This window comes from Peribacillus sp. GL_122, assembly GCF_057835005.1.
Map to the genome: position 1 here is coordinate 2,818,913 of NZ_CM174415.1, position 26,395 is coordinate 2,845,307.

Genomic DNA, 26,395 nt, shown 5'->3' on the forward strand with positions numbered 1-26,395 from the left:
TTGCCATTTTAAAATCTTTAATTGGGACAATTGATTTTATCCCATGTCGGATAATATAACGCCTGTCCAGAATAAAAAACATACAGTTCCCTTAAAGATATTACGCAAAAAAGCGATCCATCAATTTAAGAATCGCATTTGTTCTATTTAACTATTTCTTATTCAACTAAACTGCCACTTTAGTTCCATAAAGAAAAAACTGCCTTAAGACAGTTCCGATTTCATGATACCAAAAAAATTTTCCATAACAGCGTTATCGTAACAACCCTTTGCGAGACAAACTCTGCGTAATGCCATGCTCCATGGGATTATGGTTTTAAAACGACTTTAATACATTCATCCTTACGATTATTAAAAATTGGATAACCATGACTTGCGTCTTCAAGTGACATTTTGTGTGTGATAATTTCCCTTGGGTCAAGAGATAGCGATCATATCTATCTTTCCAATTAAAACAACTACAAGTCACATTAATAAAGTAAATTAAGTATATTATATTTTCTTAGTGGTTGAGGATATAGGCCCAGAACAATTATAGGTGTAGATGCAGGATGAGATTAGTCATTTGGACAAATCCTCTCTTCCTCTAAATGACCTGAACGTTTTATCTTTGTCTGGAGATAATTCTCATTAAACTCCGAAATATCTCCCCATAAAGGCTTTCTACTTGCAACCTCCAAACCAGCGTTTTTCAGAGCTTCCAGCTTTTTTGGGTTATTGGTTATAAGTGTAACCGGTTTGGATCTTAGTGCTTTCAGTACTAGTATCGCGTCATTATAGTTTCTGGAATCATCTACAAAACCCAGTTTTCTATTAGCATCAACTGTATCATAACCATTTTCCTGAAGGATATAAGCCAGTGCCTTACTAAAGAGGCCAATTCCTCTTCCTTCATGATTGGCTAGATAAAACAACGCACCCACACCATGTTCCACAATCATTTTCATGGATTTTTTCAATTGATAACCGCAGTCGCATCGCTTACTGCCAAATATGTCTCCTGTATGACAAATGGAATGCATTCTGATAATGGCATCATCACTATATGAAAAGTCACCATATACTAACACACTTGATTGCTGCAATTCAGCTAAATTAACAGAAGATAATTTCTCAATAATTCTCTCATAGTTTTCTGTTACTTCGTCACAATTTAGCCAACAATACCATTTGAACTCTACCGTCTCCCCATATAAGTTAACTGGTAGTCGAATGGGACCAACTAAATAAATGGCCTTTTTATCTATTTTAATTAACCGAATTTTATCTTCTATAACTGAAAGAACTTTCGAATCAAACTTTGTTTGGGACATAAGTTTCACTCCTTTTTTGAGTTAGTTTAAGCATCGATGCAAAATTTATCCCAATAGAATTTTTCTCAGCTTCTTAGAACTATTTTGCTTTGCATTCGTCCTTAACTCTCCATTTTAATCTTATGGATACTTCAAGAAAATGTTAAGGACAGAATAATTGATTATCCCAAATGAAAGCAACATCCCCACTTGTTTTTTTCTTCTTTCAAGCTTGTCAATTTGAGTAATTAACATACTTCTTCTTATTTTCATTTTGTATACCTATACTATTGTGTATTGTATGTTTTGTTCGTCAGTAATTAAATAAAATAGGGTAGGTACCTTTCTTAAAACAAATACAATGAATTTTGTTAAAGGGTGTTAAAGATAGGAATTCAATTAACACTTGATAAGCAAATCTAGTTAATTTTCTATACTCATTCACTTTCGCCCATTTTCAGTTCTTTGTACTAACCTGCCCCGATAGTTGCATAAAGAAAAAGCTGCCTTAAAGACAGCTCCGATTTACGGCTAACGTACCCGTTTGTTCAATAGGAAAGGCATCGTCACCAATTTTAAAAAATGCCCACAGTTAAATAAATAGGAATTCTTATAAACCTTGAGGACTGATCTTTTAAGCGAATTATTTATTTCGAACCCATTCAAAAAGTATCCAATCGTTTCAAGCTCTTCTTCATTTTTACTTGAATTGATAAGATTTCTTTTATCTTGAAGCTCTTTTAGAAAACAATTAATTACCTCCTATTTTTTAATCGCTCCCAAAAAAGTCCGCATTACTTGTTCGGCTGAAACTTCCAACAATTCAGCTCCTCTTTCCATAGCTTCCTTTAATGGCATAGGAGCGTTCACTAAACTATGAACACTAGTTACTCCATGGTCATATAAAACTTCAATTCCAGTTCCGATTGAACCTGCTAAAACAAATACTGGAATATCGTGCTTTTTGGCTTCTTGTGCAACTCCCATTGGTGTTTTGCCTGAAGCTGTCTGGTAATCAATTTGGCCCTCACCGGTAAAGACACAATCAGCATCGGACAATTTTTCAACCATTTTCGTATGCTCCAACACAATATCGATGCCCCTTTTTGTTTTTGCTGGGAAAAAGGCTTGAAATGCACCTCCAATTCCACCTGCAGCACCCGCACCTGCTTTATCATGCAAGTGTATGCCTGTCTTGATTTCCACTAAATCAGCCCATGATGATAAAGCATTATCAAGCAATTCAACCATGGCAGGAGTGGCACCTTTTTGAGGTCCGAATACACTTGATGCTCCATCCGGACCAACTAACGGATTCTGGACATCCGAGGCAATCAAAAACTCGGAATCTGCAATTCTGGAATCAAAACCTTCCGTATTAATTTCTGATATCCGCGATAATTCGGCACCCCCGAATCCCAGCGGTTTACCATCTTCATCAAACACCCTCATTCCCAAAGCCTGGAGCATTCCAACACCCGCATCATTGGTAGCGCTTCCACCTACCGCTAAAATGAACTTTCTACAGCCATCATTCAATGCTTTTTGAATAAGCTCCCCTGTTCCGTATGTAGTAGTGATCAATGGGTTCAACTCATCTGGATCTACTAGGCACAGTCCGGATGCACTGGCCATTTCAATCACGCATGTTTCCTGATCACCCAAGATACCATATGCTGCCTGAACGTCTTCAAGTAAAGGTCCTTTAACAGTCACTTCAACTTTTCGACCATTCGTAGCTGCCACAAGGCTATCCATCGTACCTTCCCCGCCATCCGCTACAGGAACCAATTCTGTCTCCGCATCCGGCAGTGCCTTCCTGACCCCTCGCTCGATTGCTTTGGAAGCTTCTAATGCTGACAAACTTCCTTTATAGGAATCTGGTGCAATAACAATTTTCATGCTCAGGCCCCCTTTGAATATATTATAAATTATAATCTTTGGAAATATTTTAATCACCGTTCATTCTATACGAAAATTAGTATGACATGTTGTTTGTTTTTTGGCTATACCAGTAAGTATTCTGTTATTTTCCCAACTTCCTAAAGTATAAGATTGCTAAAGGCTTAAACTAACGACCATCCCCTTTTTCATTATAAGTCATAGCTTGTTTGCATGAAAATGAATACCATTCTGTTATCGAAAACTTGATAATAACTAAAAATTCTATAAGGATGACTTGTATGCAACCCAAGAAAGTACAATGGAAATTGTCAAACCAATAGAATCAACCGAAATATTATTATTATTACGGATGATAATGGAACCATCACCGCCTCTGGAAATCGTGACGCATCGTAACTACTGCGATTGCTGAAAATAGTATAGACCAAAGACTGGATACAGTCATCAAACAATTAAAAGCACTTTGTTATTCGAATCGGTTTGAGCTCAATTGTGGAAAAGGAATCATACAAATGTCACTCTTTCCGGGAAGCTAAATCAGCACTTTTACTAAATATACTGCGGAAACAAAGTCACTGTTGGAAAGGATAGATGACCGGACGAAACGGAAATCAGGAAATGAAACTAGGCAGCTTATGAAAAGTTGGTCGAGACGCTGTAACAATTTTTCCTTAGTAACTTAAATGTCCGGGTATGTGCCCTTATAAACCGAATAAAAAATCAAGGTAATTACAGGGTATAATCCACAGGAGCTGCATGATGACATAACTTTGCAGTTAGCCACTTGGGTAAAACGAAAAGGAGAAATTGAAGATATTTTAAGAACAAGACGGTCTAATTAAATTAACTCATTCTATCCCTATTAAATCCTTGCATTGGAAATCTGTATAATTGATCGAATAACCGAGTAGATTAACAATACATGATTTTTTTTGCATATCAGGAGGGATTTTGAATGAGTGGCATCGCAAATATTTTAATTATCCTTGGATTTACCGTTATTGTCATCGTTATCATCGTCTTGGTTTTCCTATTACTTTATATGATTTTCTTTGACCGCACACAGAAGCATCATGCAATTTTAAGAAATTACCCCGTGCTCGGGAGAATACGTTACTTTCTGGAAAAAATCGGGCCTGAAATGCGGCAATATTGGTTTAACAGTGATAACGAAGGAAAACCCTTTTCCCGCGATGACTATGAACATATGGTGAAAAGTTCAAAATATTTACGGGATGTAGTAGGTTTTGGTTCAAAACGGGATTTTGATGAAGAAGGCTTCTTTGTTAAGAATAGCATGTTCCCAAAATTGGCCGAAGAAGAAAAATACGATCGAGAAACAAAAGTGACGACTAAAAGATACATTCTAATGAAAGACCCGCTTTTCTCACAGCGAGAAGAAAAATGGGGAGATGAAGTGTCCTCTGCATTCTTATTGGATGATACAGATGCCGTGATCATCGGCCCAAACACTAAGCACCCCTTTCGATTAAAAGGACTTATCGGCATGTCCGCCATGAGTTATGGTTCTTTGGGGAAGAACGCAATCACTGCCCTTTCTGAGGGATTGGCTGAAGCAAAAGGCACATGGATGAATACAGGGGAAGGCGGACTTTCTCCTTATCATTTAACCGGCGGTGTCGATATAATCATGCAAATCGGGCCAGCCATGTTTGGGGTTCGTGATAGTAAAGGCGAGATGGATTGGGATGAGTTAAAAAGAAAAAGTGAAATACCAGAAATCAAAGCATTTGAAATCAAATTGGCTCAAGGTGCCAAAACTCGCGGAGGGCATATTGATGCTGAAAAAGTGAATCCGGAAATCGCTGAAATCCGTAAGGTCGTTCCATACAAAGCGATCGATAGTCCGAATCGGTTCCATCAATTCAATGACGTAAAATCCATGTGCGATTTTATTGAAAGAATCAGGGAACATACAGGCATCCCGGTCGGTATCAAAATGGTCATCGGCGGCAATGACAGTGTCGAAGAGCTTGCTAGTTATATGAAAGAAACCGGGAAAGGTCCGGATTTCATTTCATTGGATGGCGGTGAAGGCGGCACGGGTGCTTCGTATCAGGAATTGATCGATAGCGTAGGATTGCCGCTAAAATCCGCGTTGCCGATTTTAGTATCGACACTGGAAAAATACGGCGTCCGAGATCGGGTTAAAATCATCGCCTCCGGTAAATTGTTCACGCCTGATAGAATCGCCATTGCCCTATCCATGGGAGCCGACCTTGTTAACATAGCACGTGGTTTCATGATTGCGATAGGATGTATTCAGACGATGAAATGTCAATCCAATGCTTGTCCGGTCGGGGTAGCAACCACTGATCCGGAACTGCAAAAGGCACTTGTCATCGATGAAAAGAAATACCGTGTGGTCAATTTTCTTGTTACCCTTAGAAAAGGATTATATCGAATCTCAGCCGCTGCTGGTTTGGATTCACCTATCCATTTTCAACCTAAGCACATTAGCTATAAGGATGATAAAGGAATTGTCACATCCCTTGAAGATATCATGAAAGAAGTTAAAGGACAAATAGGTGCCAGGCAATGAAAAAACCACCGCCCAAGTTTGATGGGCGGTGGTTTTCACTTTATCAATAAGTGAAGCCGTTTTTGGCTGCTCCAAAATTTATCAGGCATGTAAACGAATATCCCCTGTCTGCTCTTTTCCCTTACCCATCAGCTTTCCATAGCGATAATAAACATAAACTGCAGCTATAAAACCAGTTACAGACAGGAATGAATCAAATATGAAGATGATTGATATATTCCCGCTTTTCGACATCCAACCCGTTACAAGCGGCATAACTATAGACGCCAATCCAGCAGCTGTTGCCACGAACCCGGTCACTGTTCCTTTTTTTCTCCAGAAAAATTCCGTCATTATCGTAATGGCTAATTGAAAGATCCCCGCAGTGGAAAGTCCGATGAAAAATGCCGTGATGGAAACAATGATCGGTACTTTAACCAAAAGGATCGTAAGGATTGAAATAAAAGTTATGATCGGATAAATCATGATAACCGTTATTGGCCGGACGATCTTTTTTAATAATACGGATAAAACCAATACAGAAATAAGCGCCCCTAAACTATAATTACTCAGTAATTTGATGGAACTGGCCATTGTCATGCCCACAGCTTGCTGACCATAAGTCGGAAGCCATATCTGTGAAACCGTGAATAATCCTGTTGATGTGAAACCGATTATCACGAGAGCAAGTCCCTCTTTACGTAATACTGGTTCTGAAATGAATTTCATTCTCCCGGTACGATCGTCCACTTGTTTTTCCTTATTCATATTCGTACTTGGAAAAGAAACGGTGAATAAAAACATCAGGTTCAATAGATAAATGGCAGCAGGAATAAAAAAGGCATATCCATAAAACATCTCATGATTCGAGAAAAATAATATCATGAACGGGAGAAGAAATGCTCCAGCAGACATGAATGCTTTCACCAGTACGCTGGCAGAACCGGAAGCTCTTGGGAAAAGCTCTGTTAAACCGGGATATGAACCGGCATCCATTGAAGAATTAGCGACACCTGCAAGGATGGCAAAAACAAAAGCCAAATGATAATTTGGTGATAATGGAATACCGATCAAGAAGATACCCATTCCCAATGATGAAGCAATAATTAATGGCTTTCGCCCGATTTTATCTGATAAATATCCCGTAAATGCATATGTAAGTAATTTCCCCACCCCTATAGCTGCGATGATATAACTTACCCCGGCACTATCCGTATCCCATTGCTCCGTTAAATACGACATATTCGATGCGAGCATGATATTGACCATACCTAACAGGAAATAATTAATATACACTCCTGATGCTGTTTTCATATACATGTTCTTCATCTCAAAACTCCCAACCTGTCTTCAGTAAACGTTCACCACAGATTCAATATTCATAAGAATCTAAAAATAATCATAACATTTTTTCCTTTTAAGTAAACAAAACCGTTTAAACTTATTCATTAACTAGTATATTTAAGACAGTGTGACTTGCGTTTTGAATGCAAAAAAAGCTCATATGACATGAGCTAGAATCAATGTTCAATATATCAAATGGATTGATAATACCATTTGCCATCACGTTTAAACTTTCTGCATTGGTCATTCAAAAGAAGGTATTCAAGGTGGGCCAATGTTTCACCAACAGCAAACCTGGTTTCGTGAATGGGCAGATTTCCAAATAAGATATGGCAAGCACTTTTTACAGAAATCGGCTCTTTCATGTTTTCATGAATTATATGCAACCTGTCCTGATGGTGGTCCAACAATTCAACAATTCTTTTATTGGCATTTTGAAACGGTTTCCCATGTGAAGGGATGACATATTCAACATTCAGCTTTTGTATTTTTTTCAAAGAAGTAAAAAACTCTTCCAATGGGTTGCAGAAACCTTTAAACCAATACGAAATATTTGGAGATACCCTGGGCAATATATGATCTGTCGAGAAAAGGACACTTTTTTCCTTATTGTATAATGATATCAGGCCATCAGAATGTCCCGGCGTGAAAATTACTTCATACTCATATTTGCCAAAATGCAGCTTCATTCCTTCTTCAAGATGATGATTTACGGTAGGATAGGGTTTTACTTGGGGCATGAATCCACTTTCGTCACTGGATAAGGCGACGGCTACCTCGTCTTCCATTCCACATGCCTTATAATTTTCTTTAAGCAGATTCAGCGAATCCGTTTCCCAATACGTAGTTCCCGCATGTTCATCCACTTGTGTCATCCAAACATCCGCACCGGATAATTGTTGTAATGCCCCTGCATATCCGAAATGGTCTGGGTGATAATGGGTGATGATAATATTGGTAATATCGTGTTTTTCGATAATTGGGTTCCATAAATCCTTTGTCGTTTTGTTATTTAATCCCGTATCAATGATTGTCCACCCTTTTTTACCTTCTGCTAGGAAACAATGGACATGATCCAACCTAAAAGGCATTGGAATGGTAACTTGTGTAACTTTCAATTCATTCAGCAAATATAACTTCCCCTTCCGATGTAACTTTATTTACATGAACAAAAAATCAAAACACAAAACATTTAAGTTTATTAAATAAAGGTATATCATTAATCAATTCGACGAATTCTTTCAAGTTCCTTTAATCAATATCCATAGCCATTCGATTAAAATCCAGAAGCCGTGGCCTGGGGCATTGGTTAACTCAAGAAAGAAAAGAACTGCCCTTAAAATTAATGGCTACAGTTTTTTTGGGGGGACTGTAAAAATATGACCGTTTATTTCCACTACAGGCACTCGCTTTCCGAGGGAGTCTCGCCACTTCCGTTCCAATCAACTTTGTTTTAACAATAAGAAAGAACTCCTTTTTTGCCTACAGTCTTTTTATAAATATAGAAGAATTAAAGCTTAATGTGATAAGGGTACTTTCTAAACATTATTCTATTCAGCGAGATCAACTTGAAATGATTACTATAGATCAACTGGTGCCATCGAAACATTTGGTCGTAAACTGGAGACGGCCATGTTTTCTCTTTCATGTATGACTTGGTGTAAGATATGTATTCAGAGGTATGACACCCAGGTATGATCCATTTATTATTCTCTATTACTGCTTCAAATCCAATAAAAAACCAAAAAGGTTTCGGAATGAGAGCATTCCGAAACCCTTTTGTCTACAAACTGACGTATCATTAAAATTAATGGCGGTACCTCGTTTTACATATCTTCCTCGATTGTTTGAACAAGGATAAAAAGAAAATGATAGATTAAATTAAAAGCTTCTTCTAATAACATGTCTTCTCTAAACCCTTTTAAGTTATCCAAGGCAAAATTCACGTCCCATAGCCCGTCGCCCTGATTAAACATTAAACTGAACGATCCAATTCCTCCTTGAAGTTCCTTAGTTAAATACGTTTTTAAAACTTCAGCCATTTTTTTCTGGAATTTCAATCCGAACATCGCGTTATATGTACCGAAAACATCATCGACTTCTAACGAAAGTGCCTCAACACCGATTAATTCGAACCATTGTGATTCAAAGTAAAGGAATTCATCTTTGTTTTTTTTCAAATACTCGATAGGTTGTGATAAAAATGCAGAGTTCTCTTCAGAGATTAATTCTTCGCTCTCTTTATTACTGCGCTCCATATAAGCATCTGTAAAACGGGATGCATTTTCTTTTTCCACTATAATGATATCATCAGCAATTAATTTATGCTTTTCTACATAATCCTTTTCTTCATTAAACAACTCAACCTTTTTATCGGTTACGGATTTTGATATGTATGATTCCATTTGTTTTTTTAACATGATTTGTCCTCCTAGTATCTTTTCAAGCTCTCGCAATTTCAATCATAGCATATTCCCTATAGATAAAATAACTTTGTGAAAGAAATTACAATGTCGATTGTAGCAATCAATTAGTGTCTTCTATATAGTAGTAGTGGTAAGAGTTAATACATTTGAGAGAAATGAGATGTTGAATATGCAAAAAATCATTGTAGTTGGTGCAGGAATTTTGGGGGCTTCAACTGCTTATCAGTTGGCTAAAAATGGGGCTGAAGTGATCATTATTGACCGTCAAGATGTCGGTCAGGCAACATCTGCAGCTGCAGGAATCGTTTGCCCGTGGATATCGCAAAGGCGCAACCAAGCTTGGTATCTCCTTGCAAAAAATGGGGCGGCTTTTTATCCCGGTTTAATTGAAGAACTTGAACGGGACGGGGAAACAGAAACTGGTTATGCCCAAGTTGGGGCCATAAGTCTACATACAGATGAAGCTAAATTGAATGCCATGAAGAACCGGGCGGCAAAACGGAAAGAAGATGCACCGGAGATTGGGACGATCACATTGCTTTCCGTAGAGGAGACCCGTGCCTTATTCCCGCCTCTTTCCAGTGAATATGCAGCCGTTCACGTGAGTGGTGCCGCGCGGGTTGATGGACGCGCACTTCGTGATTCCTTATTGCGGGCATCACAAAAAAACGGTGCACAACTTTTGTATGGTGAGGCTATACTTTCATATAACGGTGCACAAGTGACAGGTGTAACATTTGGAGATGAATTCATACCTGCTGATAAAGTCATTGTTTGTGCTGGCGCTTGGGCACCGGAATTACTGAAGCCACTGGGCGTGAATTTTCAAGTCACCTTCCAAAAGGCTCAAATAATTCATCTGGAAACGCCAAATGAAAATACGAATAACTGGCCTGTAGTCATGCCTCCGAGTGATCAATATCTTTTGGCTTTCGATAATAATAAAATCGTTGCTGGGGCGACTCATGAAAATACGGTAGTTTTCGATAACCGAATGACCGCAGGAGGGCTGCAGGAAGTTTTCAACAAAGCCTTGCAAACCGCTCCCGGTTTGACGGATAGTACGTTTGTTGAAGCAAGGGTCGGTTTTCGCCCATTCACGCCGGGATTCCTTCCTGTCATGGGTCCTCTACCTGACTGGGAAGGCATAATCGTAGCCAATGGTCTTGGAGCTTCCGGTTTAACAATGGGCCCATATTTAGGCTCCCTATTGGCAAACCTCGCACTTGATAGAAAAATCGAAATCGATATAGAAAATTATGATGTAAGAGGCGCACTTTTCACATAACTTCCAAATCATTACCTATTGGCTTAATGATGAATATCGACTGATCTGAAAAATACCCAGATTCAGTTTTTTTCAAATGGTCCTCTCATAAAAAATCAAGGACCTTTAATGGGTCCTTGATTTATAAAATCTTAATTTTTCGAACAGGACATTCTTGTGGAAATTTGACAAATTCATCAATTCAAAACTACCGCAATTATCTATGTACCATTGAACAATATTTGCTTGCGCAGCAAACATCGTTTATACGAAATGTTTTTTCTCTAAAGGAAATTATTGCATTCCATGAAATGAAAAAATAAGTATCTTCTATTTCAAATTTTTTTCATCTATTTATTAATATCAGGTCCACGTACTTCTTCATAAATAACTTTTAACTCTTCAATCGTAAGTGATTTTAAAAATTCCTCTAGTTCATCCATGTTAATGCCTCCTATAATAAAGAACATTTGTTCTTATTATAATCTCCAAAATATCACTAGTAAATAGTTAATTTTACTTTTAACACTATTAGATGAATTAAAGAATTCCTAATCAAATGTTTCCTAGCCTTTAATACCTATATAAAGTTTCATTGAGCATAAAGCCCTCCTCCTTAACCAATGGTCATTTACTTTGAAAAATAGTGCTGTAACATCATTTTCATTTGCTCTTTATTTGCTGCAAATTGCTTATGTCGATGACCATTTCCTCCAGATGGATGAGGAAATCCTAGAAGTATGTTGTTAGCTTCCAAAAATAATCTTGACCCGCTAAATAGTTTAAGAGTTAAAAGAATTGGTCATTAATGTAATGATTAAATTAGTTTTCAATGATGAAACAGGAAGATCAAAGAGCATATAGATTAGAATAATTTTTACACGCTGATAGCGTTAGTTCAAGATAACAGGTAGATGCCCCATGTTTAAGGTCCTCTTTTTCCCTTCCATTAACAACATTACTCTTTAACTGAACCTTAAAAAAAAGATAAATTGCTTTCCAACCCTTCGGTTGAAAAGAATTTATCTTAAAATGGTGTTTGGGGATGAAAAAAATTTGGGTTTACAAAATGAAACTATTGATTGAATCTTCCGCGCTGGCGAAGTAATTCACGGTTCAGGTTCGGATCTTTTTCAAATGCAGCGCGTCCGTGAAGCCAGAATATATTATTTACGACAACTAAATCTCCAACAGGCAGTTCCAGTTCAAGGACGCTTTCATCGCTTTCTAATGAATTGGATAAATCGCGTAAGTATTTGGCTTGTTCGATTGATTCTGGATAAACGAATTGATCGATAAAACATATACCAGGTTTGTTATTATGATTAAAGAAAGTCAATCTTTCAATCTCCTGATCAATGTTCTTGCTTTTTGGAGCCTTATACGTGAATTTGTGGCTGGATAATGAATGATTCACATACATATCAAGCTCTTTCCAATCGTCTAAGTGCAATAAACGTGATTCGCCACCGCGTGCATTTTGTTCGATCATCTTCATCATTAGTAACCAATCCGTCGGTTCATCTACAAAGGTGCCGTCCGTATGAAGGGTAAATAAACGATAAGCCTGACGCAAATACGAATCACTGCTATCCGTGTCTTGAACACTAAAGCGGGCATAATATTTTCCTGACATTGAATCATGGTTTGGAGTTCCCAGCAAGTATGAAATGGCCGTTGCAAAAATGACGTATTCATCCGTATTTTCCGTGACACCCTCCAAGCCTAGGGTGAAGCCGCCGGATTCCCGATCATGAACGATGTTCCGAAGCACTTCACCAAAATCTTCACCTACTTGATCCAATAGATATGAAGCAATGATGAGTCGTGCATATGGTGTATATTCCAGATGCTGAACAGACTGATTATCCTTCGATACGGTTTCTAAAAAAGCGGCGATTGCCTCTTTTGAAATTTCAATATGATATAAACGGCTGGATTGAGGGTGAACTTTCACCTCATATTTTTCTGTTTTCCTTTCGAACTTTGCTCTCTTTTTTTCTGCAATGCTCATGAATAATTCCTCCTGTTATTTGTAATATAGGTGACAAAGTTAACGGGAAATATAAAAAGCCAGTCGCACATGATCCCCAAATAAAATAGGAATCAAACTGTACAACTGGCTTATATTCACTTCACTGCTCTATGCGAATAGAGTCACAGCGAATATGCAGTTTATGTATGATTTATTTTTCCTGTTTCCAATCATTATGATCTTTACACGATTCTGAAAAGGTATTTTCCAAAAGGTATTAATGTCATAATATTGGCTTAATTCCATTAAAACGTTTTTTCGTAAAATTGTCAACACTTTTAACATATTATTCTGATAAATTATATTCCTAACTTGGCAGTTTCGATTTATCTCCTGCTTTAATTTGCTGAAAATGGAGATCCAGGTCCTTCAAGGCAGCAATCAGTGCATTTGCCGCTTTCCCCCGATAATAAGATTGAATTGATTCTATCGCGTCATCAACACCATCATTTAGACTGATCCCTTTTAATAAACGCCCAATAAATTCCCGGCCATGCTCTGTTGCCAGTGTACAGGAAGCTTCCAAGACAACCCCATATTTAGCATCGACTTCTGCAGTGATGGTCAGTGTTTCAAAGACACTTTTCGCTGCCATCCCTTGAGGTAAACGTGCATGACCTGCAATAAAAATTGTTTTACCATTGAACATGAGGCTTCTTCCTCTCTCTTAACGAATTTTATTTTGTCAATACAGCTTCCAATAAGTGTGATTGTTCCGGAATGCGGTTAACAACCTCTTTTCCAATTTCAATCGAGGCTGTTGCAGCAGGTGATGGTGCATTACATACATGGATGGTCCGTTTCCCCATTATAATATGAAAATCATCCACCATATTACCATCATCCTGTAATGCCTGGGCCCGTACTCCAGCAGGTGCAGGGATTAAATCATCTTCTTGAATTTCCGGAATTAACTCCTGCAGGCTTTTCGTAAATTGCTTTTTACTAAAAGAACGGACATATTCATCCATCCCTTCCTTCATGAATTTACTAGCCAGCTTCCAAAAACCTTTATAGCTTAAAACTTCAGTTAAATCTTTCGCATTGAAGTCCGTTTTCTTATAACCTTCCCGTTTGAAACTTAGTACAGCGTTTGGACCGGCATCTACTTCACCGCTAATCATCCGCGTAAAATGAACCCCCAAAAATGGAAACTTCGGGTTAGGTACCGGATAAATTAAATGATTGACAAGGAAGCGTTTTTCGGGCTTCAGTTTAAAATACTCACCGCGAAAAGGGACAATTTTCATATCAGTTTTATACCCTGCTGCTGCTGCGATACGGTCACTGTGCAGCCCTGCGCAATTAATGACCATTTTTGCTTTAATGGTACCGTTGTTCGTATCGATGATAACATCATCAAAACCCTCGTCAATCTTCTCAACCTTTGTTTTTAGCTTAATTTCACCGCCGTTGCCCCGGATGATATCCGCCATCTTTTCACTTACCTGACGATAATTGACAATGCCGGCTTGCGGGACGCGAATCGCACCAAGCCCATTAACATGTGGTTCGATTTCCTTTAATTCATCCACACCGATTCTTTGTATAGCCAGTTCATTTTGCAAACCGCGAGAATATAAATCATCTAAAAGGGGCAACTCTTCTGGCTTTGTTGCAACAATGACCTTTCCGCAAATATCATGTTCAATTCCATGCGTCCGGCAGAATTCCGTCATTGATTTACTACCTTGACGGGCAAACCGTGCCTTGAAACTGCCCGGTTTATAATAAATTCCTGAATGAATGACGCCGCTGTTATGTCCCGTTTGATGATCTGCAACAACAGCCTCTTTTTCAATGACTACCACTTTAGCATTAGGAAAACGCTGGTAAAGTGCCATTCCCGTCGATAATCCTACAATTCCTCCGCCAACAATTGCGAAATCATACACAATTAACACTCCTTTTATTGATGATTTTTAGTATTCAGCAACTCCATATACGTAATTAAATTGTTCTTAGTCCGTAAGATGTGAAATTCGACTGCTGCCCTTAGTTCTGCAGGATCCCCTCTTAGTGCCGCTTCATATATCATCCGGTGTTCCCGTTGCGTTTCTGGGTAATAATCAATCAGCAAATTCGGTGCAATGGGTGAGATCCCCAGCGTTTCTACCATTTTTTGAACCCTTGGCCATGGGCACCCTTTTCGGAGGGTTTCATGAAAAGCCGCATTCAAAAGGATATAATGCTCATTGGTTTCATCAGATAACTGAATTCCTTCCATTTCAATCAAAATTCCCTTTAGTTTTTCTTTGTCCTCCTTTGTTAAGTAAGGAATTGATTTTTCTACTGCAAGACCTTCAAGCAGAGACCTGGTATGATAAATCTCTTCAATATCATCACGGGTAATCGGTGTGACGATTGCTCCTTTATGGGGAACCATTTCCACCAACCCTTCCAGTTGAAGTTGTGTAAGGGCCTCACGAATAGGCATCCTGCTAACTTCCAGGCGATCGGCCCACTCCTCTTGGATGAGTCGCTCTCCCTTTTTCAAAGTCCCATTCAAAATCGCTTTCCTAAGATTTTTGGTTACATTTTTAACGATTGTTGATTTATCTCTTCCAGAATTAGCATTATCCAATTCAGCTTCCACCTTTCGATATTGGATACAATTTTAACTATATCAACTATATAAAGCGATTACAATACTGAAAATTAAATATATTGTATCCAATCTAAAAATAAATGGATACAAAACATTAGATAACCATCTACTTGAGACCTGATTATTATTTCTGGCCCCCGTTGAAAATATAGTCTGGATTTTGAAAAGTATTATCCTGATGGAAAAGTGGAAATACATATTGTAATTATATAAGTGATAAAAGCATCTATTATGTGAAATAAGCCTTAAAAGTAGATACTTTATTTAGCTCGCCTTAAGGGCATGAACCCCGTCACCCACCGGGACTCATGCCTTTTTATTTCACCTTTGTTCATTAGGGATTTGAGATAATCCTCCTTTAGCAATATGACTTATCTTGTCCAGTCCATTATGTAGTAGTTTCTTAGAGATGGACTTCTCTTTTAATAATAGTTTTTTTGTATCAGGATGCATTAATATTTTATCTGATGGCTCCAACCGTGATAAAATCAAACAAATATAGTTATGAAACATCATATATAAAATATGAAATTGCCAAAAAGTCATTAGAATAAAGGGGAAAATATGAATGGCGGAATTAAATGAATGGAAAAATAGTGCTCGCGGGCATAAATTCATAGCTTCTTTTAGCGGAGGAAAGGATAGTGTCTTAGCTCTATATAAAGCAATGAAGATTGGCGAACCTGCAGGACTGATCGTCATGCTGGAGGAAGAAGGAAAACGTTCCAGATCCCATGGCATGCCTCCGGAACTCATACGTGCCCAAGCTGAATCTATAGGTTTGCCCGTATATACTGCAGCTGCCAGTTGGAGTGATTATGAAGAAGTATTTATGCGCCTTTTAGAAAATGCAAAAAATCAAGGTGCTGAAGTGTTAGTAACTGGAGACTTGGATATGCCCGCCCATGGCTGTTGGCATGATAAAGTTACGAAGAATGCTGGATTGAAGCTTGGAATGCCTTTGTGGGAAATGAACCATCGTGAAGCTGTCGAAGAGTTCTTGGATCTAGGATTTGTAACGATCATTGTAACCGTTAATTTATCATTGGGAATGCGTGATGATGATTTAGGGCGAAAGTTAACCCATGAATACGTGAAGGAACTTGAAGCTCGCGGCATTGACCCCTGTGGAGAAGGTGGAGAGTTCCATACCACAGTAATAGATGGGCCTATTTTTAAACAGCCAATTCCCGTTCGAAAATGTGAAATTATTAAGGACGGAGAATATGCTTTTTTGCCTTTGGAGTTAGATAAGAAGGCGGATATTGGTACCTAATAACCATTCCTTACAAGCACTTTACTGCCCCTCAATTATTACATGTTCACTAACAATTGGGGGGGACAGTACATATGATAAGAATTTTTACAGCAAGATAAATCTTGAATATAAGTTAACATAATATTATTATTGTAACTATTATTTACAGGAAAACTTATAAAAACAAACTATTCAGAGGATCAATAAAAATAGAATCATTTTTGCCTACCCTCGTATTGGCTTTAGGATCATAATTAATCGCTCACCGAGGATAGGTAGAAAATGGTGCCAAATGTACACTTAGCAATGGCACTGGGGGAAACGGATTGCTTAGAACCCGTAACTGATGAGGAATATAATAATCTAAAATAACACAACAAAAAAAAGCTGGATGACTAGCAGACGGACTGTCATTCAGCTTTGCTTTAATAAGTGTAACAAAATTGGATTATTATAATTAATTATACACTTAACTTTATCTTATAAAGGGAATCACTCTACAGAGAAAGGGCACAAAGGGTTAGCATAGGACAGCTAAAAATTAAAATTCCCAAAAAATGTATTATCTGGATTTTACGAGATTTGGTTGGCGGGCCCCATTTTTTACCCGATCAAACTTTTATAATTTTCAAAACAAGTCGATTTTCCCAGTAAAAGGCGCGTATCCCACCCCGACAGTACTTTCACCTCTCCACACTAATGATACCAGTTTTCGATATATCGAAATAATTTTTGTAGTGCAAGGACTCCCCTATTACAATACTGTGATATCAATATAAAAACACTGAGTAATACAGGATTTGTACTCCGTGTTGTTCAGTTAATAATAGAAATCCATTAATGTTTCGTCCATTAAATCCTGTGTGAGTCCTATGTAAATCATTGTATCTTTTGGATTGGAATGATTAAGGATTTGCTGCAGTAAAGCAATATCCTTGAATTTTTGATAATGCAAATAGCCGAAAGTTTTTCGAAGGGTATGTGTACCGACATCCGGAATGTCTGCCATTTCAGCTGCTTTGTTCAGGACCCGATAGGCCTGTACCCTAGTGATTGGACCATTTCCTTTTCGACTCGGAAATAAATACTGTTCATTTTTCAGGTTCGATTTCCGGACATATTTCCTTACTTCCTTTCGAAGCTGAGGATTGACAAGGAATCGCTTAATTTTATCAGTCTTTTGCTCCACAATGACTATATGCGTACCCTCAAGAATATCTTTCACGCGCAATTGTAAAAGATCCCCTATACGTAACCCAATATTTATCCCGATTGAAAACATCATATAATCCCTGTAGCTGCAATATTTTAATAATGACTTTTTCATCTTTTCTATGTGATCCAACCGGCGTATCGGCTGGACATTCTTTATTCTTTGAGAGGTTGCTTGCATGAGTGGCTCATTCTCCTTTCCCCTTCTTTCATTGTACGTGAACAGGTGAAAAAAAGGCAAGTTTTATAAATTTCGATACCCTTGTAAAGCTTGATTTAACGCGTTTTCGAATGTATCAATAGAGGTCCTTTGTTACATTCGGAATATTCTTATAAAAATGACCGTGAATAATGTTAAATCTAGTATTCTTCATTAACGGCATTTACAGCCTCATAGAGCGTTTTTATATCATCCTTAATGAATGACTCTAATGATTTCAACCAATGCCTTTAAAAGCTAAATATGGAGCTCGTTTTTTATCTTATCTATATTTTTGTACGAAAATGCATCATATTAAAATTCACTATTTTTTTAAACATTTTCTAAAATTGTATGCATTACCCATTTTCACAGAGGCCATACCAACAAAAGGCAGGAAACATACGCTAAAAGTAATTTCTGTTTAAAAAAAGCCAATTTTCCCTGTACTAAGGAATCATCGGCCCTTAATATTATTGAATGTAACTCTAGTAACTTGATTCCAACCATTTATAATTTGACCAATCCACAAAACATTCCAGATCCAGAGCTAAAAGTACGCCCATTAACAGACCATTACCGATAAGGGGACGAATATATATAGGAATCGTAGCGAACACTTCCGCAGGAATGTTCGTAATAAAGATACCAAAATGTGTCGGAGTAGCAATTCGGTATATCGTTTTAGAATTAAATTGAATATTATGCAGCGGTACCGAATAATTGTATATAGGCCATAAATAAGACTGCACTCCCTTTTCTAACAGAAATTGTCGAAAATAAGGCTCCTAAAGTAGGCACAAATCCAAGTAAAGTGAAAAGCGCTCGAAAATAAATTATGATGTTCGTTTATTTGCCTAAAGAATGAATTGTTCATTCATAAACTTTCAGGGATAGAGGTTTAATAACAATGGAGAGTATAATTACGAATAAGTGGACACTGAAAGGCAAGTACGTCGTGATTACCGGGGCAACTAGCGGCATTGGGCTGGCCACAGCCAAAGAACTCGCAATTCGAGGCGCAAACCTGGGACTCGTCGCACGTAATCAGACCAAAGCGACTGAAGTAGTGAATCGAATTAAGGCATTAACCGGAAATAGCACCACAGTGGATGTGTTCCTAGCAGACATGTCTTCTCAGCAGTCCATACGTCAGGTTGCTGCCGAAATTCTGGCTAGGTGCCCGAAAGTGGATGTCTTAATTAACAATGCCGGCGCCTTGTTCGAAACTCGACAACTAACTGTCGACGGATTGGAGATGACCTGGGCGGTCAACCATCTAGCACCCTACCTGCTTACGACACTGCTCCTAGATCGGTTAAAGGAAAGTGAGCAATCACGAGTAATCACAACCGCATCCCACGGTCACAAGATGGCCAAGAAGGGGATTAATTTTGACGATCTTAGCGCGGAGCATCTCTATAGCTTTCCCAAAAAGTTCGTTGGCGGCCCTACATTTCGCTACGCGGAAACAAAGCTCGCCAACATCTTATTCACCGCTGAATTGGCGGGGCGACTGGAAGGAACCGGAGTCACAGCTCATTGCTTCGATCCTGGGCTAGTTTCCACGAACTTTAACCAGAACAACGGACTATTGGCCCGGTTGACCATGTCCGTGATGAAGATATTCTCCCGAAGCCCTGAGAAAGGTGCCGAAACTTTGGTATGGTTGGCGGACTCAGCCGAAATTACCAGTCACAATGGCCGTTATTACACCGACATGCAAATTACAATACCATCTGTACCCGCTCAAAATATGGACGCGGCAAAGCGTTTGTGGGAAGTAAGCAAGGAACAGATCCAGTGCTCGGACACCATTGATAAAGAGTAGTCCTATCTTACCTGAAAATTGGAGAGTGAACAATCGTTGACGCAATTAGATGAACCTCATGATGATGCAGAGAACAGATTAACATTGCAGTCTTAAAGTATTTGCACACCGAGGAATCATAGGAACAAAAATGAGTATGATTACTGCTGAGGCCGGAATTAGCCAAGGTCTTTCCTACCACTATTTCAAATCCAAAGAAGAGATTTTTTACTTTGCTTGTGAAAGAAGCCATGGAAGAAGCGCAGGTGACACTCGAGAACGTCCGTAATGCTATCACCCAAAAAGAGAATTTTTGTTATGTAAGCGTTCCCTTAAGGTCATTATACCTATAAGTTATTACCCTTTATCTTTCTGAATAATTTATCAATGAGAACAGAAATCCGATGCTGGATTAGCGACCAAGCAGCAATTTGGGGCTTTATTTTTTTTAAGGATTTCTAAAATCGGTCCCGGAATTTCTTTTCCTCGATTGTTGTTAGATTCATCTATATTAACAATAATTATGTTATGTAAACTAATATATTTGATAAAGAGAATCTTAGTTACTTCCCTTTGTCAAATGTAACCCAATCAATTAATGAATATAAAAACTGGCATCATCTATGATTTCTATTTCTTTGTAACCTTTCAGCTCATCCATCAATTGGAAAAGTGCTCCATCCTTTTGTTTTGCTTCAATCATGCAATCCAGCTGTGGTAAGCTTCCCTTTATTTGTTGCAAAAATTCCACGAACATTCCTGTATCCACAAAGTCAGCGTGTGCTCGGAATTCTTTATCGGACCTTGGACTTGAAATATGCATTTTCGGAGGTAGCTTGGAATTACTCCAGGTATTTAATATTCGATTCCAATGGACTTTCCAATCTTCACTTGGTAACTGATGTGCGAGGTAATGGTGATAATCAAAAACCATTGGAATCCCTAATTTCTCACATAAATAAAGGGTTTCCGACAAAGTATAGGTAGTATCATCATTCTCAAGAATGACCATTCTTTGAATCGGTTCAGGAATCAAACCCCAATTATGGATGAACTGCTCTAATGCCTGTACATGCTCCCCATAACCGCCACCAACATGCAGAACACAGCGATGCTCGGGATCAACTCCCATTTTTTTTAATAACGTATGATGTATCCTTAATGTTTTTAATGATGTCTTCAGAATATCGATATTTGTACTATTCAAGATGACGAAATGATCTGGGTGAAAATCTATCCTTATTTTTGGGTGGTTCGTTATGAATGTTTTTAATTTAGCCAGCTCTTCTGAAATAGGATCGATGTAATCCCATTCTGGAATTTCTGGATGATTGGCTAAAGGGATAAGTTTTGAAGAAAGCCTAAAGAACTGAATATTATTAGATTCGTTATGTATCAGTAAACGCCAGCAATTATGAAGATTGGAAATTGAAATGCGTTCGAGCTTCCTTATCGCGGCATCTCTGTCCTTAATTTTCGAAAACTGTGCAAAAGTCATCGTTTGGGATGGTGAACAGTTTGGAACATGATTACTCATGGCTACATAACCGAGGCGGATTAATGTCAATGGGATAGCTCCTTTACGGTTTTATGGTTATTGGAAGTATTCCCCTTTGCAATCAATATTATATATGTAAGCAACCATCCCTCCAAAAAATTAAAAAATGGCCTTTTTCCGAATGATTATCGGGCAAAAACCATTTTTCAAATATTCATTTTCACGCTAGAATTTCATTTCTTTTTTTGTACTTACACTGCAGGGGTCGGGGTCGGTTTGGCATATCCACTTTTATATTTTTCATCGACCTTATTCCGGATCTCTTTGATGCTCATACCATCATTCAAGTCCAATATGGATTGTGCAGCTATTTCTAAGCAAACTCCACATCTCGTACCGTGGTCATCCCAAACGACTTCACCATTTTTTTTATTTTCATGGATAAAACAATCGTAATTATTTTTATGGTTAGCTGACTCTCCACAACCGCAGTAACAAGGTATTTTTTCAAGTAAATCTTTGTTTTGAGCAACAGCTAAATAGATTGTCTTCATATCCTCAGGTTTATCAGCCAAGAAATCCGGTGCTATTTCATTACTGCTGGTCTCCTCCTGAAGATCTCCTGATACCGTATGCTCTGAATGTCCTTCATGACTGCTTTCTTTTTGAGCAACACTTTCCTCTTCTCCTGAACAACCTGAAAGTATTAAAGAAGTACAGATTCCCAAAGATATTGTCATTAATTTTAGCTTCATTTATACACTCCTTGATCAATTTGATACTCCCATTTTATGGTACGCAAGGGATTTCTACAAGCATAAGGTTCCAACATAATCAGGATTGAAAATGACAAGTATCAAGTATCCAGACCAGACCACATAACTCAAATACGATTTCGTGCATATTTTTAGAGTATTATCCACACTTTAAGAAAAAAGAAAGAGGTGTCCTATTCTCACTTTTCCGCCACTTTTTGATTAAGAATATATGTAATAAAAAGCTAGTGAGAAAAATTTTGATAGTAGTTTATCACCTCACTTACCTTTTGAAAAAAGCCGATGATTTCCTATAAGGGAATCATCGGCTCGGCTTAAATATTTTGGTGGGAATTCGTCACCATCACTCAAGATAAATTCCATATCGTTCGCATTTTTACTAACATTTCAATATTCCGAATACGAACGAGCAAGGTCCTTATTTCTTACTTACTTCTCGATAAAGTTAGCGGAATGGTTACGAGTGAAACGCCTGCTGCGATCCAAAACCAGCTGGTATTTCGTTTTTTTCCTCTTCCGCCTTTACTGGGTATACTTGATCCGTATGATTTTCTGGTGGTCGGCCGTTCTATGTCTGCTGTTTCATTCGCTTTATGCAATTGCTGATTCTCTGGTAGTTGGGTGGTTCTTTCTAAATCGCTTGTATCTTCTCCCATTCCTTTAAGGAAGGTCATCAGAAAAGTCATGGCTTGTTTGACTTCTTGGTCATTCAAGGATCGCATCAACGTTAGATAGCTTGGCTTATCAGGAGTTTTATCAGCTTCAGCCACACGGGCAATCCCTGAATTGACTTTGAGGATAAGCGGTTCAAGCTGTTGAACATTAAGTGTTCCTAACGTGCCAAGTATGAGTAGGAGATTTTTTAGCGTATTTGCCGTTTCTGGGGTGTCTGCAGTTTTGACCAGAATGTTCAGCACTTTGTCCCCTTCCTTCAACAAACTGTTAACCATTGATAATATCCCACGATCCTGCATGCCTTTCATAACTTCAAACGTTTCTTTAATCACTTCTTTATTTTCCAAAAGGGTACGCTCTATATCCTCGAGTTCAATTCTTCTTCTTTCTTCATCGCTTAAGGTGATTCGATTGATCACTTTTGTCGCTTTAGCCACGGTTCCTCTCCTCCTTTTTGATTTTCAAGAGGTCACCAGGGAATATATAATCTTCGCGGGCCCATTTTTTTTGTACTTGTACACCTATCTGTGGTTGTGGATTACCATTACGATGGTTGATGCTCGGCAATGGATTATCTCCTTTGACCATGAGCACTTCCATTTTTGCCTGAACCTCCTTATAGGCAGGGGTATCAGTATCTTTATCTGAATGACTGCTAGTCAATTGGTTGATTGCCCCGTCACCCGAATCGTTCATTGGCAGATAAACCTCTTTACCTTTTACACGATCCGTAATCAGGCATTGCACTTTTGCATTTCCATATGGTGAAGTAAGCCGAACAAGAGTGCCATCCTCAAGCCCTCTATCTTTTGCCAATTCCCGGGATACCTCAAGGAATACTTTTGGCGTTTTGGAAGTGATGCCTTTTGATTTATAAGTCATGTTTCCTTCGTGGAAATGTTCCAACAATCGGCCATTATTCACATGAATATCAAACTCATCCCCAAAGTTAATCGGTTTGGTCCATTTGACTGGAAATAACCTTGCTTTTCCATCGTGGAATGGAAAAGCGTCCGTGAATAAAAGCGGCGTATCTTTACCATCTGGTGCCACTGGCCATTGAAGACTTTTATATCCTTCCAAGCGTTCATAACTTACTCCAGCATATAATGGTGATAGTTTAGCTGCTTCGTCCATGATTTCACTTGGGTGTTCATAATTCCAACCTGCTCCTAACGAATTAGCTACATTCATAATGATTTGCCAATCAGGCTTTGAGTCGCCCAACGGTTCAAAGACTTGATATAGACGTTGAATACGGCGTTCGGTATTCGTGAAAGTACCTTCTTTTTCAAAGCTTGGGCTTGCTGGGAGGACGACATCCGCGAATTCTGCCGTCCTTGATAAGAAGATATCTTGTACCACAAAGAATTCCAGTTTTTCAAATGCTCCATGAACATGATTGATATTGGAATCGACCAGCCCCATATCTTCACCTTTTAAGTACATTGCTTTGATGGTACCTGCATGAATCCCTTCGACCATTTCATGATTATTAAGGCCAGGGTTTTCGGGTATTTTGGCACCCCAGATGTTTTCATATTTCGCGCGTACGTTTTTGTCCGTTACTTTTTCGTAACCTGGCAAGCGATCCGGCATACTGCCAAAGTCGCTGGCTCCTTGGACATTATTATGTCCGCGTAACGGATAAGTACCTGTTCCAGGTTTACCGTAGTTACCTGTTATGAGCAATAAATTGGAAATTGCAGTACTCGTATCGCTTCCTCCGCCATGCTGCGTAACGCCCATTGCCCAAAGCGATGCAACGCTCCCCGCTTCATGAATGGCTTCTGCAAGCGTAATTAAATCTTCTTTAGCTACGCCTGTTACTTTTTCGGCATATTCCATTGTGTAAGGTTCTAAAGTCTTGATGTATTCCTCCATCCCATTTACACGATTTTTGATGAAGTCATTATCTGTCCAACCTTTGTCGACGATATATTTAGTCACGGCCGACAGCCATATGATATCCGTTCCCGGAGCAGGCTGGATGAAGAGGTCGGAACGTTCAGCCATTTCATGCTTTCTGATGTCCGCCACAATCAGCTTCTGTTTACCTAGTTTATGGGAACGTTTGATTCTGGTAGCCAAAACGGGGTGGGATTCGGATGTATTCGAGCCTATGATCAATACAAGTTCGGACTTTTCGATATCATTTATACCCCCTGTATCTCCGCCATATCCAACCGTTCTGAATAATCCCAAAGTAGCAGGAGTCTGACAATACCGGGAACAGTTATCCACATTATTGGTGCCAATGATTCCCCTTGCCAGCTTTTGCATTAAATAGGACTCTTCATTGGTGCATTTGGAGGACGTTATGAAAGCCATCGAATCCGGTCCGTAATACTCTTTGATTTCGGAGAATTTACGGGAAATCAATTCAAGGGCTTCTTCCCATTCAGCTTCCCTGAACGCATCTCCTTCTCTAATTAAAGGTTTTGTGAGTCTTTCTTCACTATTCACGAAATCCCATCCGAATTTCCCTTTTACACAAGTCGAAATTCCATTTGCAGGTGCCTCCACTTGCGGTTCGATTTTTAGGATTTTACGATCTTTGGTCCAAACGTCAAAGCTGCATCCTACCCCACAGTATGTACAAACCGTTTTCGTCTTCTTGATCCTTGCTTCCCTCATGGCTGATTCCATATCTGAAATCGCTAAAATCGAACCATATCCCGTTTCTACATTTTTCGTTATTTCTATCATGGGTCGAAGAGTTTGTTTAGCGATGCCGGTTAAAAATCCGGCTTCTCCTTCCATTCCTTTTTCCATCATTGCATTACATGGACAAACTGTGGAACAGTGTCCACATGACACACATGAAGATTCATTGATTGGAACATTATTATCCCAAATGACACGTGGACGTTTAGCTTCCCAATCAATGGTCAATGTTTCAGTGACCTGTACATCTTGACAAGCTTCAACACAACGGCCGCAAAGGATGCATTGATCCGGATCATATCGATAAAATGGATTTGACCGATCCACTTCATATGGCTTTTGATCAAAAGGAACACTTTGATGATTTACCTTCATTTCCTTAACAGTATTGTGTATTTCACAAGTGCCATTATTATAATCGCAAACCGTACAATAAAGCTCATGGTTATACAATATCTTGTCCATCGCCATGACCTGTGCTTCTTTTACATCTGGTGCAACTGTATCGATTACATCCCCATTCTTGATTTTGGTGGAACAAGACCTTACGAGTTCTCCATTAACGCTTACTAAACATGTATCACATGTTTCGATAGGACCTAGGCTAGAATGATAACAAACATTCGGGACTTCAATCGAGCTATCCGTCAGCATTTGTAAAATTGTTTGATTACCTTCCAGGCTGGCCTCAGCACCATTGATTTTTATCTGTACTTTCTCTGGCAAAATAATCGCTCCCCTCTTAAAAAACGATAAAATTCATCATTAAGTATTTTCTACCCCCGCACATTTTTTCCCAAACTTGCGAAAGAAAATAATGGAAGACTTCATTTGACCAATAATTTTCATATCAGAAAATGAAATAAAGCCGAAGTGAGACA

The 26,395-nt window shown here is 38.7% G+C and carries 18 protein-coding genes and 1 pseudogene; 5 read left to right on the top strand and 14 right to left on the bottom strand.

Going from position 1 to position 26,395, the window contains the following annotated elements; all coding sequences use genetic code 11:
• Positions 1-557: 557 nt before the first annotated feature.
• Positions 558-1,313 carry a GTP cyclohydrolase II gene (locus AC3ISB_RS13575; RefSeq protein ID WP_489276780.1) on the bottom strand — a complete coding sequence of 252 codons (756 nt, stop codon included), beginning with the start codon at positions 1,311-1,313 and terminating at the stop codon, positions 558-560.
• A gap of 741 nt (positions 1,314-2,054) precedes the next feature.
• Positions 2,055-3,194 (bottom strand): glycerate kinase, encoded by a 1,140-nt coding sequence (locus tag AC3ISB_RS13580; protein ID WP_489276782.1) that lies wholly within the window; start codon positions 3,192-3,194, stop codon positions 2,055-2,057.
• A gap of 958 nt (positions 3,195-4,152) precedes the next feature.
• On the opposite strand from AC3ISB_RS13580, the gene AC3ISB_RS13585 reads away from it, so the two are divergent.
• Entirely contained in the window at positions 4,153-5,760 is a 1,608-nt protein-coding gene (locus AC3ISB_RS13585) for an FMN-binding glutamate synthase family protein (RefSeq protein ID WP_489276784.1), read from the top strand.
• Between the two features lie 81 nt (positions 5,761-5,841).
• On the opposite strand, the gene AC3ISB_RS13590 is transcribed toward AC3ISB_RS13585, so the two are convergent.
• The 3 genes from AC3ISB_RS13590 to AC3ISB_RS13600 form a co-directional block, all read right to left on the bottom strand.
• Positions 5,842-7,068, bottom strand: coding sequence for an MFS transporter (locus AC3ISB_RS13590; RefSeq protein ID WP_489276786.1), 1,227 nt, complete (start codon positions 7,066-7,068; stop codon positions 5,842-5,844).
• A gap of 206 nt (positions 7,069-7,274) precedes the next feature.
• The gene (locus tag AC3ISB_RS13595; RefSeq protein ID WP_480340352.1) at positions 7,275-8,213 is read right to left on the bottom strand and encodes an MBL fold metallo-hydrolase; all 939 of its coding nucleotides are present in this window, start codon (positions 8,211-8,213) and stop codon (positions 7,275-7,277) included.
• Positions 8,214-8,909: 696 nt separating this feature from the next.
• Positions 8,910-9,503 carry a branched-chain amino acid aminotransferase gene (locus tag AC3ISB_RS13600; RefSeq protein ID WP_098373304.1) on the bottom strand — a complete coding sequence of 198 codons (594 nt, stop codon included), beginning with the start codon at positions 9,501-9,503 and terminating at the stop codon, positions 8,910-8,912.
• A 175-nt stretch (positions 9,504-9,678) separates the two neighbouring features.
• Here AC3ISB_RS13600 and AC3ISB_RS13605 point away from each other — a divergent pair, with 175 nt between their 5' ends.
• The gene (locus tag AC3ISB_RS13605; protein WP_489276788.1) at positions 9,679-10,797 is read left to right on the top strand and encodes an NAD(P)/FAD-dependent oxidoreductase; all 1,119 of its coding nucleotides are present in this window, start codon (positions 9,679-9,681) and stop codon (positions 10,795-10,797) included.
• Positions 10,798-11,851: 1,054 nt separating this feature from the next.
• Here the strand turns inward: AC3ISB_RS13605 and glaH are convergent.
• The 4 genes from glaH to AC3ISB_RS13625 form a co-directional block, all read right to left on the bottom strand.
• Positions 11,852-12,790 (bottom strand): glutarate dioxygenase GlaH, encoded by a 939-nt coding sequence (glaH, locus tag AC3ISB_RS13610; RefSeq protein ID WP_098373303.1) that lies wholly within the window; start codon positions 12,788-12,790, stop codon positions 11,852-11,854.
• Between the two features lie 328 nt (positions 12,791-13,118).
• On the bottom strand, positions 13,119-13,460 hold the full coding sequence (locus AC3ISB_RS13615) for a DUF3870 domain-containing protein (RefSeq protein ID WP_098373302.1): 342 nt from the start codon (positions 13,458-13,460) through the stop codon (positions 13,119-13,121).
• Positions 13,461-13,488: 28 nt separating this feature from the next.
• Positions 13,489-14,706: an L-2-hydroxyglutarate oxidase gene (gene lhgO / locus AC3ISB_RS13620; protein ID WP_098373301.1), complete on the bottom strand. Its 1,218-nt coding sequence runs from the start codon at positions 14,704-14,706 to the stop codon at positions 13,489-13,491.
• A 14-nt stretch (positions 14,707-14,720) separates the two neighbouring features.
• Positions 14,721-15,395, bottom strand: a complete 675-nt coding sequence (locus tag AC3ISB_RS13625) for a GntR family transcriptional regulator (protein ID WP_489276792.1) — start codon at positions 15,393-15,395, stop codon at positions 14,721-14,723.
• A 592-nt stretch (positions 15,396-15,987) separates the two neighbouring features.
• On the opposite strand from AC3ISB_RS13625, the gene AC3ISB_RS13630 reads away from it, so the two are divergent.
• Entirely contained in the window at positions 15,988-16,695 is a 708-nt protein-coding gene (locus AC3ISB_RS13630) for a Dph6-related ATP pyrophosphatase (protein WP_098373299.1), read from the top strand.
• Positions 16,696-17,497: 802 nt separating this feature from the next.
• Here AC3ISB_RS13630 and AC3ISB_RS13635 read toward each other — a convergent pair.
• Positions 17,498-18,070 (bottom strand): site-specific integrase, encoded by a 573-nt coding sequence (locus tag AC3ISB_RS13635; protein WP_194719377.1) that lies wholly within the window; start codon positions 18,068-18,070, stop codon positions 17,498-17,500.
• 928 nt (positions 18,071-18,998) lie between these two features.
• On the opposite strand from AC3ISB_RS13635, the gene AC3ISB_RS13640 reads away from it, so the two are divergent.
• Positions 18,999-19,919, top strand: coding sequence for an SDR family oxidoreductase (locus AC3ISB_RS13640; RefSeq protein ID WP_489276795.1), 921 nt, complete (start codon positions 18,999-19,001; stop codon positions 19,917-19,919).
• A gap of 136 nt (positions 19,920-20,055) precedes the next feature.
• A complete protein-coding gene (locus tag AC3ISB_RS13645) occupies positions 20,056-20,187 on the top strand; it encodes a TetR/AcrR family transcriptional regulator (RefSeq protein ID WP_489276930.1) in 132 nt (43 codons plus the stop codon).
• Between the two features lie 306 nt (positions 20,188-20,493).
• Here AC3ISB_RS13645 and uvsE read toward each other — a convergent pair whose 3' ends face one another.
• From uvsE to fdhF, 4 genes and pseudogenes are all read right to left on the bottom strand, one after another.
• Positions 20,494-21,465, bottom strand: a complete 972-nt coding sequence (gene uvsE, locus AC3ISB_RS13650; protein ID WP_489276797.1) for a UV DNA damage repair endonuclease UvsE — start codon at positions 21,463-21,465, stop codon at positions 20,494-20,496.
• Between the two features lie 182 nt (positions 21,466-21,647).
• Positions 21,648-22,151, bottom strand: a complete 504-nt coding sequence (locus tag AC3ISB_RS13655) for a PCYCGC motif-containing (lipo)protein (protein WP_489276798.1) — start codon at positions 22,149-22,151, stop codon at positions 21,648-21,650.
• Between the two features lie 611 nt (positions 22,152-22,762).
• Positions 22,763-23,284, bottom strand: a pseudogene (locus AC3ISB_RS13660) (helical membrane plugin domain-containing protein); the annotation flags it as partial.
• Positions 23,277-26,240, bottom strand: coding sequence for a formate dehydrogenase subunit alpha (gene fdhF, locus AC3ISB_RS13665; RefSeq protein WP_489276800.1), 2,964 nt, complete (start codon positions 26,238-26,240; stop codon positions 23,277-23,279). The gene fdhF and the pseudogene AC3ISB_RS13660, both read right to left, overlap by 8 nt.
• Positions 26,241-26,395: the final 155 nt, after the last annotated feature.

What these genes read in the sequence shown, in the direction of transcription:
- AC3ISB_RS13575 (WP_489276780.1), bottom strand. Translation starts at nt 1,313, where the DNA reads ATGTCCCAAACAAAGTTTGATTCGAAAGTTCTTTCAGTTATAGAAGAT.
- AC3ISB_RS13580 (WP_489276782.1), bottom strand. Translation starts at nt 3,194, where the DNA reads ATGAAAATTGTTATTGCACCAGATTCCTATAAAGGAAGTTTGTCAGCA.
- AC3ISB_RS13585 (WP_489276784.1), top strand. Translation starts at nt 4,153, where the DNA reads ATGAGTGGCATCGCAAATATTTTAATTATCCTTGGATTTACCGTTATT.
- AC3ISB_RS13590 (WP_489276786.1), bottom strand. Translation starts at nt 7,068, where the DNA reads ATGAAGAACATGTATATGAAAACAGCATCAGGAGTGTATATTAATTAT.
- AC3ISB_RS13600 (WP_098373304.1), bottom strand. Translation starts at nt 9,503, where the DNA reads ATGTTAAAAAAACAAATGGAATCATACATATCAAAATCCGTAACCGAT.
- AC3ISB_RS13605 (WP_489276788.1), top strand. Translation starts at nt 9,679, where the DNA reads ATGCAAAAAATCATTGTAGTTGGTGCAGGAATTTTGGGGGCTTCAACT.
- glaH (WP_098373303.1), bottom strand. Translation starts at nt 12,790, where the DNA reads ATGAGCATTGCAGAAAAAAAGAGAGCAAAGTTCGAAAGGAAAACAGAA.
- AC3ISB_RS13615 (WP_098373302.1), bottom strand. Translation starts at nt 13,460, where the DNA reads ATGTTCAATGGTAAAACAATTTTTATTGCAGGTCATGCACGTTTACCT.
- AC3ISB_RS13630 (WP_098373299.1), top strand. Translation starts at nt 15,988, where the DNA reads ATGGCGGAATTAAATGAATGGAAAAATAGTGCTCGCGGGCATAAATTC.
- AC3ISB_RS13635 (WP_194719377.1), bottom strand. Translation starts at nt 18,070, where the DNA reads ATGCAAGCAACCTCTCAAAGAATAAAGAATGTCCAGCCGATACGCCGG.
- AC3ISB_RS13640 (WP_489276795.1), top strand. Translation starts at nt 18,999, where the DNA reads ATGGAGAGTATAATTACGAATAAGTGGACACTGAAAGGCAAGTACGTC.
- AC3ISB_RS13645 (WP_489276930.1), top strand. Translation starts at nt 20,056, where the DNA reads ATGATTACTGCTGAGGCCGGAATTAGCCAAGGTCTTTCCTACCACTAT.
- AC3ISB_RS13655 (WP_489276798.1), bottom strand. Translation starts at nt 22,151, where the DNA reads ATGAAGCTAAAATTAATGACAATATCTTTGGGAATCTGTACTTCTTTA.